Origin of the sequence: Bacteroides sp. 3_1_23 (assembly GCF_000162555.1) — a bacterium.
Taxonomy (GTDB): Bacteria; Bacteroidota; Bacteroidia; order Bacteroidales; family Bacteroidaceae; genus Bacteroides; species Bacteroides ovatus.
The window spans coordinates 1474216-1487881 of the sequence record NZ_GG774949.1; the positions used below are offsets into that span (position 1 = coordinate 1474216).

General features: G+C 39.8%; 10 protein-coding genes and 1 tRNA gene. 3 read left to right on the plus strand and 8 right to left on the minus strand.

Annotated elements, in window-relative coordinates; all coding sequences use genetic code 11:
• Nucleotides 1-74: transfer RNA gene (locus tag HMPREF9010_RS18815), tRNA-Arg, on the plus strand.
• A 530-nt stretch (nt 75-604) separates the two neighbouring features.
• Here HMPREF9010_RS18815 and dapA read toward each other — a convergent pair.
• Both dapA and ligA read right to left on the minus strand, forming a co-directional pair.
• Nucleotides 605-1498 (minus strand): 4-hydroxy-tetrahydrodipicolinate synthase, encoded by an 894-nt coding sequence (gene dapA / locus HMPREF9010_RS18810; protein ID WP_004303039.1) that lies wholly within the window; start codon nt 1496-1498, stop codon nt 605-607.
• Between the two features lie 59 nt (nt 1499-1557).
• Entirely contained in the window at nt 1558-3558 is a 2001-nt protein-coding gene (gene ligA / locus HMPREF9010_RS18805; RefSeq protein WP_004303042.1) for an NAD-dependent DNA ligase LigA, read from the minus strand.
• A gap of 75 nt (nt 3559-3633) precedes the next feature.
• Here ligA and trmD point away from each other — a divergent pair, with 75 nt between their 5' ends.
• The gene (gene trmD / locus HMPREF9010_RS18800; protein ID WP_004295953.1) at nt 3634-4311 is read left to right on the plus strand and encodes a tRNA (guanosine(37)-N1)-methyltransferase TrmD; all 678 of its coding nucleotides are present in this window, start codon (nt 3634-3636) and stop codon (nt 4309-4311) included.
• 216 nt (nt 4312-4527) lie between these two features.
• Here the strand turns inward: trmD and HMPREF9010_RS18795 are convergent, their stop codons facing one another.
• The 5 genes from HMPREF9010_RS18795 to HMPREF9010_RS18775 form a co-directional block, all read right to left on the minus strand.
• Nucleotides 4528-5439, minus strand: a complete 912-nt coding sequence (locus tag HMPREF9010_RS18795; protein ID WP_008647551.1) for a dihydroorotate dehydrogenase — start codon at nt 5437-5439, stop codon at nt 4528-4530.
• Entirely contained in the window at nt 5427-6203 is a 777-nt protein-coding gene (locus HMPREF9010_RS18790) for a dihydroorotate dehydrogenase electron transfer subunit (RefSeq protein WP_008647552.1), read from the minus strand. Before HMPREF9010_RS18790 ends, HMPREF9010_RS18795 begins: the two co-directional genes overlap by 13 nt.
• A 76-nt stretch (nt 6204-6279) precedes the next feature.
• Nucleotides 6280-6750, minus strand: coding sequence for a helix-turn-helix domain-containing protein (locus HMPREF9010_RS18785; protein WP_008647553.1), 471 nt, complete (start codon nt 6748-6750; stop codon nt 6280-6282).
• Nucleotides 6751-7960: 1210 nt separating this feature from the next.
• The gene (gene holA / locus HMPREF9010_RS18780; RefSeq protein ID WP_004303045.1) at nt 7961-8980 is read right to left on the minus strand and encodes a DNA polymerase III subunit delta; all 1020 of its coding nucleotides are present in this window, start codon (nt 8978-8980) and stop codon (nt 7961-7963) included.
• A gap of 23 nt (nt 8981-9003) precedes the next feature.
• Nucleotides 9004-9780 (minus strand): AMP nucleosidase, encoded by a 777-nt coding sequence (locus HMPREF9010_RS18775; protein WP_004303046.1) that lies wholly within the window; start codon nt 9778-9780, stop codon nt 9004-9006.
• A gap of 63 nt (nt 9781-9843) precedes the next feature.
• Here HMPREF9010_RS18775 and HMPREF9010_RS18770 point away from each other — a divergent pair, with 63 nt between their 5' ends.
• Nucleotides 9844-10293 (plus strand): type I restriction enzyme HsdR N-terminal domain-containing protein, encoded by a 450-nt coding sequence (locus HMPREF9010_RS18770; RefSeq protein WP_008647554.1) that lies wholly within the window; start codon nt 9844-9846, stop codon nt 10291-10293.
• Between the two features lie 172 nt (nt 10294-10465).
• Here the strand turns inward: HMPREF9010_RS18770 and HMPREF9010_RS18765 are convergent, their stop codons facing one another.
• Nucleotides 10466-13615, minus strand: a complete 3150-nt coding sequence (locus HMPREF9010_RS18765; RefSeq protein WP_008647555.1) for an efflux RND transporter permease subunit — start codon at nt 13613-13615, stop codon at nt 10466-10468.
• Nucleotides 13616-13666: the final 51 nt, after the last annotated feature.

Sequence of the window (13666 nt, forward strand, 5' to 3'; positions counted from 1 at the left end):
GGTCGCGTAGCTCAACTGAATAGAGTAGCTGACTACGGATCAGCCGGTTACAGGTTTGAATCCTGTCGCGATCACAAAATCCTCTGCATTTGATGCGGAGGATTTTTATTTTCTCCCATTTCATCGAAGAAATTAGCTATAACTAAACTAAAAAGATTCAAAAGTCAGTCATTATAAACAAGCGATACATCCCCTCATATCTTTTATTTTCAATTCCCTCTTCACCTTCACCTTTCTTCCGGGCTCCCTATAAATAAGTCGTTTACGGGTGAAGGGCAACTCTTACACAGCCTTTTTCACCTGTTTGGAAATGAAATATGTCACAATGGCTATTAGAATTTCTTATCAAGCCCTCAAATAGCTATGCTTTAGATAGGCTAAAGCGTAGCTATCCGTTCCCTAAAGCTATGCTTTAGGAAGGTGAAAAACCTGTATCGAAAAACGTAATTAATAAGAAATATAACCCTTTCACAATAGACAGCGGCTGTCTTAAAATAAATCATTGGCTGGTTTAAAATAAATATCCCAATGACTGAATTCAATCATTGGGATATTTATTTTAAACACTTAGATGTTTATTATGAATTCCTCGCTGAAGAAGGCATCAACATTTAATATTCAACTCATTCAAAACCTTGCGTATTGCCTCAAATGTGGTAATGCGAGTAGGAACTAGTGGCAACCGAAGTTTATTCTCGATCATACCCATGGCATTCAACATTGATTTTACTCCTGCCGGATTTCCATCAACAAACAATAAATTGAATAATTCCGTGAATCGATGGTGAATGGTTAATGCATTGGCAAAGTCTCCTTGAAGCGCCAGGCGCGTCATACGGCTAAATTCACGAGGAAAAGCATTACCGATTACTGAAATCACACCAACGGCTCCCAATGTAATAAGCGGAAAGGTTATACCATCATCTCCGGAGATTACATTGAAATTTTCCGGTTTATTTTTAATAATATCATCCATTTGCGTAATATTGCCGGATGCTTCTTTAATAGCAACTACATTCTTAAAATCGCGGGCAATCCGCAAAGTAGTTTCAGCAGTCATATTTACCCCCGTACGTCCCGGAACATTATACAATACGATGGGGAGCTCCGTAGCTTCCGCAATCGCTTTATAATGCTGATAAATACCTTCTTGAGAAGGTTTATTATAATACGGCACAACAGACAATATGGCATCAACTCCTGTGAAATCATCATTTTTCAATGTTTCTACAATAGCACGAGTATTATTACCACCTACACCCAACAGAATAGGAATTCTTCCGTTAACGCGGTCAATTACCATCTTTTTTATAGTTTTCTTTTCTTCCTCGGTCAGAGTCGGTGTTTCAGCTGTAGTCCCCAGCACACACAAGAAATCCGCATTATTCTGTAATAGATAGTCCACCATACGCATCAACGCGTCATAGTCAACGCTCTCATCCTCTTTGAAAGGAGTAATCAGTGCTACCCCCATTCCTTTCAATTTAGTCTGTATCATGAGTTTTAATTATAATCTCTAATTTATTTAGCCGCAAAAGTACGAATATTTTTCTTATCTTACGATATAAGTTTCAGAAATTCGTCTTCGCTTAATATGGTTATTCCAAGTTTTTTTGCTTTTTCAAGCTTTGCAGGTCCCATATTGTCCCCAGCCAGTATAAAACTTGTTTTCGCAGAAATGCTTCCTACATTTTTCCCTCCGTTTTTCTCGATAAGCTCTTTATATTCGTCACGTGAATGATGAACAAACACACCGCTGATAACGATAGACTGGCCCGCTAACTTATCCGTATATCCGCTTAAATCTTCTTCGGTGCGATAAAGCTGCAGTCCGGCCTCTTTTAGCTTGGCAACTAACTCACGATTAGACTCATTCGCAAAATATGCAAGTATACTCTGGGCTATTTTTTCTCCGATTTCATCGATACTTACCAATTTTTCAAGATCTGCCTGTTGCAGATCATCTATATTCTCAAACGATTTTGCTATCTTTTTGGCCACAGTCTCACCAACAAAACGAATTCCCAAAGCAAAAATAACACGTTCGAAAGGAACGGTTTTACTTTGTGCAATCCCCGTTACAATGTTCTCCGCCGATTTTTCTCCCATACGATCCAAACCTTTGATATCATCAGCTGTGAGTTTATATAAGTCGGCCGTATTTCTAATTAACCCCAAGCGATAAAACATATCCACGGTTTCCGGTCCCAATCCATCAATATTCATAGCCTTTCGACTAATAAAATGCTCGATTTTGCCTTTGATTTGAGGAGGACACGCTGTTTCATTAGGGCAATAATGAGCGGCTTCCCCTTCATACCTGACTAATTTACTACCACATTCGGGACAATTGACGATGAATCGAACCTTCTCCCCAAGCATAAAACTACGTGCATCTTTATCTACTCCCGTAATCTTAGGAATAATTTCACCACCTTTTTCCACATAAACCATGTCTCCGATATGCAAATCAAGTCCTTCGATGATATCCGCATTATGTAAGGATGCACGTTTTACGACAGTTCCCGAAAGCTGTACAGGGTCCAGATTAGCTACCGGAGTGACTGCTCCGGTTCTTCCTACCTGATAGGTCACCTTATTCAATCGGGTCAATGCACGTTCTGCCTGGAATTTATAGGCAATAGCCCATCGAGGAGACTTAGCCGTAAAACCCAAATTTTTCTGTTGTCTCAAACTGTTCACCTTCAAAACAATCCCATCAGTGGCAACCGGTAGATTTTTACGTTCTACATCCCAATAGTTGATAAATTCAAAGACCTCCTCCAATGTCTGGCACTTACGCGTCAAATCAGAGATTTTAAAGCCCCATTTTGCCGCTTCCTGAAGATTTTCATAATGTCCGTCACAAGGCAGATTATCTCCCAATAAATAATATAAATAAGCATCCAGCTTGCGAGAAGCTACAATAGAAGAATTTTGCAACTTCAATGTACCGGACGCCGCATTTCTTGGATTGGCAAAAAGCGGTTCTTCACGTGCCTCTTTTTCCCGATTCAACTCTTCAAACACTTCCCATGGCATAAGAATTTCCCCACGTATCTCAAAAGAAGCGGGATAATTATCACCATGTAATACAAGCGGGATAGAACGGATTGTTTTCACATTATCCGTCACATCATCGCCTTTTTCTCCATCTCCACGGGTGACGGCACGAACCAACTTCCCATTTTCATAGGTCAACGAAATAGAAGTACCGTCATATTTCATTTCACAACAAATCTCGAAATCCTCATTTAGCGCTTTACGGACACGATCGTAGAAGTCCGTCACTTCCGCTTCCGAATATGTATTTGCCAATGACAGCATAGGATATTTATGAGCCACTTGCGTAAAATTCTTGTTCAAGTCGCTCCCCACGCGCATAGTGGGTGAATTTTCATCTTTATATTCCGGATGTGCTTGTTCCAGATCCTGAAGTTCACGCATCTTATCGTCAAACTCTTTATCCGAGATTTCAGGAGCATTCAACACATAATAATTATAATTATGCCGATGAAGTTCGGCACGCAATTCCTCTATTTTTTCTTTTATATCCATATTTCTTCGATTGTTTAAGGCAAAAATACATGTTTATCTTTGAATATTTGTACTTTTGCGAAAAATTAAAAGATTATGCGCATTGATATTATAACAGTTTTACCCGAAATGATTGAAGGTTTCTTCAATTGTTCTATCATGAAACGAGCTCAAGATAAAGGACTTGCAGAAATACACATTCACAATTTACGTGATTACACCGAAGATAAATATCGTCGTGTCGATGATTATCCTTTTGGAGGATTTGCCGGAATGGTGATGAAAATAGAACCTATCGAACGCTGCATCAATGCTCTAAAGGCAGAACGTGACTACGATGAAGTTATCTTCACGACCCCTGACGGAGAACAATTCAACCAACCGATGGCCAACACTCTCTCTCTGGCACAGAATCTCATTATTCTTTGCGGACACTTTAAAGGCATCGATTACCGTATTCGCGAACATCTGATTACTAAAGAAATCAGTATCGGCGATTATGTATTAACAGGAGGAGAACTAGCGGCAGCAGTGATGGCAGATGCTATCGTACGTATCATTCCCGGAGTCATTTCCGATGAACAATCCGCACTTTCCGATTCTTTCCAGGATAATTTGCTGGCAGCGCCTGTATATACACGACCTGCTGATTATAAAGGCTGGAAAGTTCCCGATATTCTATTATCCGGGCATGAAGCAAAGATCAAAGAGTGGGAACTGCAACAGTCCCTGGAACGCACCAGAAAACTTCGTCCCGACCTATTAGGAGAATAAAATAAAGTGTAAATAAAAACGACGGTGAGGATTTACGCAATCTTCACCGTCGTTTTTATTTTGTCTTCAATCTAAAGATTTTGCTCATAGACAATTCCTCTAAACACGAACTTCTTTTTCATCTGCTATTACCTGCCTGTTTATCCTTTCTTTATTTAAAAGAGAAATAGCATTTTTCTTGCAGACTTAATGCGAAGGGTTATTTTATGTTTTCAATTATACCTCAAGCGCACCAATTATTTCCTTTACAGACTTACATCCGTGTCTTTTCAGGTAATTATTTATACCATCTTCCACTTTAATAGTAACAGCAGGATCTATGAAATTTGCCGTACCAATTTGGATGGCCGTCGCACCTGCAAGCATGAATTCGACAGCATCCTTCCAGTCCATAATCCCCCCCAATCCAATGACAGGAATATTTACCGCCTTGGCAACTTGCCATACCATACGTAATGCGATAGGTTTTACGGCTGCTCCCGACATTCCGCCTGTTATAGTTGACAAAATAGGGCGTTTACGTTCCGCATCAATCGCCATACCCAGCAATGTGTTGATTAATGACACGCTATCCGCACCACTTTCTTCTGCTGCACGAGCTATTTCAGTGATGTCCGTAACGTTCGGGGAGAGTTTTACGATAAGTGTCTTTTTGTAAGCTGAACGCACTGCTTTTACTACTTCTGATGCCCCTTTTGCTGACACACCAAAAGCCATACCACCTTGCTTTACATTAGGGCAAGAGATGTTTAGTTCTATAGCAGGAATTTTGTCAAGTTCATTAATGATTTCAGCTGTTTTTACATAATCTTCGATGGCAGATCCCGAAACGTTTACAATCATATTCGTTTGGATGTCTTTTATACGGGGATATATATGCTCCACAAAGTAATCAACACCCTTATTTTGCAGTCCCACAGCGTTTAACATCCCAGAAGGAGTCTCTGCCATACGCGGATAAGGGTTTCCTTCACGTTTGTGAAGAGTAGTTCCTTTTACAATAATACCACCTATTCGCGCTATATCAATGAAGTCGGAGAACTCTTCACCATATCCAAATGTACCGGATGCCGTCATCACCGGGTTTTTCATTTGTAATTCACCAATGTTTACACTTAAATCTGCCATAGTAGTTTATTTATATTAAAAACAGGACCTTCTTTACATACACACAAATGACCTTCTGTCGTATTTTCCACACAACATAAGCATGCTCCGATACCACAAGCCATTGTATTTTCCAAAGATACTTCACATTCTATCTGATTACTTTTGGCATATTTTGCCACAGCCACCATCATCGGTTTAGGACCACAAGTGTAAATCTGCTCAAATCGTACCTTATTCAATATAGAATGTTGGGTAACATATCCTTTTTCTCCATGGCTACCATCTTCCGTAGTAGTATATACCTCTCCATATTTGGCAAACTCTTCCAGTTGCAACAGATCTTTATCGCTACGGGCACCTAACAGAAATGTAGGTTTATGACCTTTTTTAGCCAACTGCTCACCCAAATAAAGCATAGGGGCTGTTCCGACACCTCCACCAACTAATAAGAGCTTATCAGAAGCCTCCAGAGGCATTGTATATGCATTTCCCAGTGGAAGCACTACATTTATTGCTTCACCGGGATTAACCTCTGCCAAACGTCTTGTTCCATCACCAACCAGCTGGATCAGAAACCAGACCTCATTTCGCTGTTTATCTACAAAATTAATAGAAATGGGACGCCGTAAGAATGTAGTAGGCGAACCGTCCACCCGGAGTTCGGCAAACTGCCCAGGTAACATTTCGGGCAGTAATGACTGAGATGTCAATTTTAGCAATACATAGTTTGCATTCAATCTGATATTCTCGGTCACTGTCAGATCTAAAATAAATTTCTTCATGTATGGATATAAAAGTATAAATTCGTATTCCGGGTGCAAAGATACAGGAAATTGCTCAAACCACCGATTTTACTCTTCATTTTTCAGGTCGAAACGTCTCATAGGTGTTATCATCGAAAAATATTCTTATTTCCGTGATTTTCCTGGCAGGCTTTTCTATATACCTAATCTCTTGTTTTACAATCTCTTTGGGGGCATTTTCGGCATTTCTTAACGGCATTTCCTTGCGATTTTCCGGAAGAGTCGGCTCTTTGGACGAATTTACGGGATTCTCGTCGAATAAAGAAGGCAGATAATCGTGGTTAGAAGAAGAAAAGGAAGTTCCTTCTTCAGAGACCATCATTTCGCCCTTACCATAAAGCAACCATTCAAGATTTATATAGTCATACTTTTGATGAACCTTCATAACGACCTCTAAGCTGGGTTTATTCCGATCATTTAAAATATGAGAGAGAGTAGATTGTTGCACTCCAATTGTTTCAGCAAAAACTCTAGGAGGAACTTTTTCTCTTTCCATTATCATTCTGATTCTGTCTTTTATTTCCATACTACCTTCTTTTTATTACAATTGTATGTGTTATGTACCTATTTCACAAAAATACGCACTATCTCATCGATTATACAAAGGTAAATAATTAGATTCACAAAAGCAAATTACAAATATAAAAATATTAATATTACAAAAGTGTATTATATTATACAAATCGAATATTACGCTTGTATATAGAATAAAACGAGTTATTATAAACATATAGCTTTAGTTTAATTATATATCATAAAACACAGATATACAACCATATATATAACACAAATGAAACTCAAATAGAGACATTCACAAATATACATACCACATATAGAAGGCTCTTATAGCACTAATTGATATAATAAACTATATAATATTGATTTATAATAAGATAATAGATATAAAAGTATTTGTTAATGCCTGAAAAACTACATTTGTATATAGGGTATTATTTTTGTAAATGCATAAATATATTATTGTAAACACCATCTTTTGATTACATTTGGAATTCACTCACATAAGTATACGACACATTTGTAACCACATAAATACACAAAAGTAAATATTGATAGTTGCAAAAGCAATAAAAGGAAGGGATCAACTCATACTTTACCAATGTATATTGCTATTTTTTTCTAATCATCCTTTACAATCTTCTCTAAAAAGAGAATCCTTGCAATATTTCCGTACCGATCCCCACTTATTTATTTTTTTTCAATTCTAGGAAGCTCATTTTTAGCATAAAAAAAATGAAATACAAACACTTACCCCTATAATTCAGATTCTATTTTTCTATTAAACTAGAAAAAATAGGCTTATAGTAATCAAAAATACTCTGGATTATCAAAATGACACTAATGGATGATTTTAGAGAAAAGAAAAAATCTCCATTCTCACTATAAAACGATACCTTTAAAATCCAAAATGCTTTTTTGATAAACTCAAGAATAAGTAAACTTTTCTCGTTTAAAAATTAAAGCTCCTATTTAAAAGAAAAAGTTTCCTTGAAGATAGATCAATACAAAATTCTAAAAATATACTTTGTGTAGTTCGTTAAATGGGTAACTCTATAAAACTACAAAAGGAGTAAATCTATTTGTAAATAATCACTGGCATTGTGAAAGTCTTTTTTATAATGGAAGTAATTGCGGGAATACAAAAAAAGACATATACTTCCCGTTTCTATCTACGGTAAAAGTATATGTCTGATTATATAGGTAATTCTTAATCCTACTTAATGCAAAATTTTGAACACTAATTCACGAAGAATATCTCCATCTGTCATAGAACTATTTTGGACTCCTTTGGATTTTGCATCAGCATATCGTATTTCTCCAACAATCTGCATCGTCTTTACTCCGCTATATTTTCGCATTGCTGCCATATAATCCCGGGCCTGCCAAGGAGTTCTTAGTCCTAGCATATTTGCGATCCCTTGCTCTGATTTATCCGGCGCATAATAAGCCAACATTAGATTGGAGTAAAAGCTGAATAATAAAGACAGCGTCATTTGGATTGGGTTAGTTTTCGGATTTTCCTCAAAATATTTTATTATCTTATTTGCTTTTAATATATCCTTTTCCACTAAAGCACTGCGCAATTCAAAGTTATTATAATCTTTGCTTATGCCTATGTTTTTTTCTATCTGTTCAGGAGTTACGCGTTTTTGCCCGGCAGGTAAAGTGATAATCAACTTTTCAAGTTCTCCGGTCAGACGACTCAAATCTGAACCTACAAAATCAGCAAGCATAACAGTTGCTTTAGGTTCCATATCAACTCCTTTCCGTTTCATATATGAAGCTATAAAACCGGGAAGTTGTGCATCCTTTATTTTTTTAGATTCAAACAGTACACCAACTTTGTCCACCTCGGCAGCCAGCTTCTTTCTACGATCCAACGTTCCATGCTTATGGCATATCACTAAAATGGTGGAAAGCAAAGGCTTTTGAAGATAATACGACAACTCTTCCATATTACGTACCGCCTGCGCTTCCTTAACTACTACTACTTGGTGTTCCGACATCATGGGATAACGCTTTGCAGCATTTATAATCGTTGCCACATCCACATCAGCCCCATACACAACAGTCAGGTTGAATTCTTTTTCCGTCTCACTCAACACATTATCCGTTATGTAATCTGCAATCAAGTCGATATAATACGACTCTTCTCCCATCAGGTAATAGATAGGGCGATACTGCTTTGCTCTCAATTCCTTGAGGATGTCATCACAGGTCAGTTCTTGTTTTGCCATATATAATTTTCAGAAAGACCGGATTACCAGTCGAATTTCAAGTGTTTAACAGTTTTCTTTTCATCAATAATCATGCGCAAAGAAGCAATACCAATTTCAACATGCTCTTCTACATAATTTCTGGTAACCAAATTATCACTTCTATCTGTTTTTACTCCGTCGGGGGTCATTGGCTGATCGGACACTAATAATAATGCGCCGGTAGGAATATGATTGGCAAAGCCACAACTGAACAAAGTTGCAGTTTCCATATCAACTGCCATAGCCCGGGTCTTTTTCAGATATTCTTTGAATACATCATCATGTTCCCAGATACGGCGGTTGGTGGTATATACGGTACCAGTCCAATAGTCACGGCCTTTGTCACGGATGGATGAAGAAACGGCACGCTGCAACATAAATGCAGGTAATGCAGGAACTTCGGGAGGAAAATAATCGTTAGAAGTTCCCTCTCCACGGATAGCTGCAATAGGGAGAATCAAATCGCCAAGCTGATTTTTCTTGTCGATGCCACCACATTTTCCCAAAAACAAACAAGCCTTGGGTTGAATAGCTCCCAGCAAGTCCATGATGATGGCAGCGTTGGGACTTCCCATACCAAAGTTAATCATAGTGATGCCTTCGGCAGAAGCAGAAATCATATTTGCATCCCTTCCTAAGATGGGAACATTAAACTGATTTGCGAAAATCTCGACGTACTTGTTGAAGTTAGTCAACAGAATATACTCTCCAAAATCCTCCAGGTTACGTTTTGTGTAACGGGGCAGCCAATTAGCTACGATTTCTTCTTTTGTTTTCATAATTATCTATTAAATTTGTGCTCCCAATAATGGGAACCATTATTTAACTTACAAAAATAATAAATGTTATCGTTAAATCTACCAGTATTCGACACTAAAATAAACGTACGAAACGGAAAAAATGTAATTTTCGACGTAATTCGTAAACGATATGTCGCCCTTACCCCTGAAGAATGGGTACGGCAACACTTTGTTCACTTTCTTATTGCACACAAAGGATATCCGACTGCCCTTCTGGCCAATGAAGTAATGGTAAAGTTGAACGGTACTACCAAACGATGCGACACCGTACTTTATCGGAGAGATTTATCAGCCCGGATGATTGTGGAATATAAAGCACCACATATCGAAATCACACAGGCTGTTTTCGATCAGATCACCCGGTATAATATGGTATTGAAAGTAGATTATCTGATTGTCAGCAACGGAATGCAACATTATTGTTGCCAGATGGATTATGAGAATCAGAGTTATACGTTCCTCCAGGATATTCCAGATTACAAATCTTTATAAAAATGATCCGCTTCATTCGCCTTAAAAAACATACTTACCTGCAAGAATAAAATAGCGTCACTATCCGTTCAAGATAGTGACGCTATTTGCTTACTATGGTGACACCATCCCAAACAGATGGCGTCACTATACCAACTCCCCTTTCAGGTAGTCTTCAAACAGCCTTTTACTTCTATACGGCAACATCTTTCCCACTATCCTCATTTCCTTTCTTTTTGCTGAATCGCTCTTGCAATTTCTGCATGAATTCGTAGAAATTAGGAATATAAATGGTAGCCAATAAAGTGTTCATGGCCATACCAAATACTACAGCGGCACCCAATGCTATACGACTTTGTGCACCTGCACCGGTGGCGAATAACAAGGGCATCACTCCTAATACAAAAGCAAAAGAAGTCATCAGGATCGGACGCAAGCGGACATGCCCCGCTTCAAAGGCAGCTTCCCTAATTGAATTACCCTCGGCACGGAAATCACGGGCAAATTCCACAATCAAAATTCCGTTCTTTGCAGAAAGTGCAACCAACAGGATTATACCGATTTGCGTATAAATACTGACTGGAGTTCCCATAATCAGACAGCCAATCATGGCACCTAATAAGGCTACCGGCAATCCGATGACGGCTGCTACCGGGCTGGTCCAACTTTCATACTGTGCAGCAAGTACCAGGAAAGCAACAATTAACGCCATAATCAGAACAATGGTAGTCGTATTCCCAGCCTGGGTTTCCTGATAGGCAACGGAAGTCCATTCATACCCAAACTCATCTCCCAGCTGTTCCTTAAACAATGCTTCCACTTCTTGAATAGCCTGCCCGGTACTACTTCCCGGAGCAACATTGCAAGTCAGAGAAGCAGTCGAGTACATATTATAGCGGTTAATCTGGTCTTGGCCTAACTGTTCCTCCACTTTGGTGAAAGAAGAAAAAGGCACCATCTCTCCTGCCGAATTCGGCACGCTTAGCTTCAAGACATCATCAATTACCCGCTGTGCCTGATCGCGTGCCTCAATCTTCACCTGGTAAATACGGCCGAATTCAACAAAATCATTCACATAAGCCGCTCCCATATAATAGCCCAATGTAGAGAAAACATCGTTCAAGGCAATTCCCATGAACTGGACTTTGTCACGGTCGATATTCAAGAAATATTGCGGAACATTTGCCTGATACTGGCTGGATACAGATGCTAAAGCCGGTTTTGAATGATAAGAAGCAAGCAAGGCATTGATGGCCTGCTGCATTTCCGTCGGTCCCAGATTACGCCGGTCTTCCAACTGAAGCTGTAAACCACCGGATGCACCCAATCCCGGAATAGCCGGAGGAACCATGGCAAATACTTCCGCAGCCTGAATAGTCATATACGCTTCACCATTAAAACGGTTGACTATGGCAGCAGCCGTATGCTCCTTCCCTTTCCTCTCACTCCAGTTTTTCAGCACCACAAAATAAGTTGCCGAGTTACTCTGTTCGCCACCACCCATGATAGAAAAGCCGGAAATACCAATATAATTCTTTACTTCCGGATAAGAATCCAGAATACCATTTATCTTTTCTCCCACTGCTTGCGTACGCTCAAGGCTGGCGGCAGGCGGAAGTTGAACAACAGCAATAAAATATCCGTCATCCTCGTCCGGGATAAAAGTTGACGGCCAATGCATAAAGAGCAATAGAGCAATAACGGTCAAAGTGCCATAAGAAGCGAGAGCCATTCCCGGACGTTGAAGCAACCATTTGACAATTTTGTCATATACCCCTTGCGTCTTGTCATAAGCCTTATTGAAACCTTTGTATATAAAGAAGTTAGAAGGTTTACTCTTTTCAAGAAACAGTGCGCAAAGTGCAGGAGTCAATGTCAACGAATTGAAACCGCTCAATACGGTAGAAGCGGCAATAGTCAGCGCAAACTGCTTATACAGCTGACCTGAAATTCCACTAATCATCATTGTTGGAATGAACACGGCAAGCAATACGAGAACCACCCCGACAATCGGGCCCGTGATCTCTCCCATCGCTTTTGTCACGGCTTCACGAGGTGAGTACTGCCCGGTTTCCAATAACCTCGAAGCGTTCTCCACCACCACTATCGCATCATCCACCACAATAGCAACTGCCAAAATCAGTCCGAACAATGTTAATGTGTTGATAGAGAAACCAAATGCCGCCATTACGGCAAATGTACCGATCAGCGATACCGGGATAGTGATACAAGGAATAATCACTGCCCGCCAATTCTGCAGGAACAAGAAAATAACGAGTATCACCAGCAAAGTCGTTTCAAAAAAGGTGACCATCACTTCATCAATGGAAGCATGGATGACATCAGTCGTATCCAAAGTGACATTATAGGCCACTCCTGACGGGAAACTTTCTGCCAGTTCCTCCATCTTAGCTTTCACTCCTTTTGAAACATCCAGCGAATTGGAACCCGGTTGCTGGTAAATAGCAATAGCAGCCGTAGGTTTTCCATTCAATCGCGACACTACACTGTATGAAGCAGACCCCAAATCAATGCGCGCAATATCTTTCAGACGAAGCATCGCTCCGTCCTGCTCACGGCGAATAATAATATCTCCAAACTGTTCAGGAGAATTCAATCGTCCCTGAACATTCAAAGTATACTGAAAAGCATTATTATTATCCTGTCCGATAGGCTGACCGATATATCCGGCGGATACTTCCACATTCTGTGACTGGATCGATTGATAGACTTGCTGCGGTGAAATATTCCGTATACGCATAGCCTCCGGATCGAGCCAGATGCGCATCGAATAGTCCCCTGCTCCCATCACATTCACAGCACCCACTCCGGGCACACGTGTCAGCTGGTCCACTAAATTCAATTTGGCATAATTAGTCAGATACAGGCTGTTGTACACAGAGTCCTGCGAAGTCATTGTCAAAAACATCACAATGTTTGAAGATTGTTTCTGCACAGTGACCCCTTGCACCACCACCGGTTCCGGCAGCGATGATTGTGCGATACTTACCCTGTTTTGTACCTGCACAGTTGCCATATCGATATCCGTACCAACAGCGAATGTAATAGTCAGAGAATATGCTCCCGAAGATGAAGAATTGGAAGACATATAAAGCATGCCGTCTACACCATTCACCTGCTGTTCGATAGGAATACCCACTGTTTGAGCAACAGTTTCAGCATTTGCCCCGGGATAAACGGCAGAGACCTGCACCGTTGGCGGTGTGATCCCCGGAAATTGCGCCACAGGCAATATATTGAGTGTGACCAGACCGGCTACTACAATAAGCAGGGCAAGGACAGTAGCAAATATCGGTCGGTTGATAAAAAACTTAGAAAACATAATGTATAGGTTTAAAAGATTTCATTTGTTAATCAATCAGTTATCCAAAAG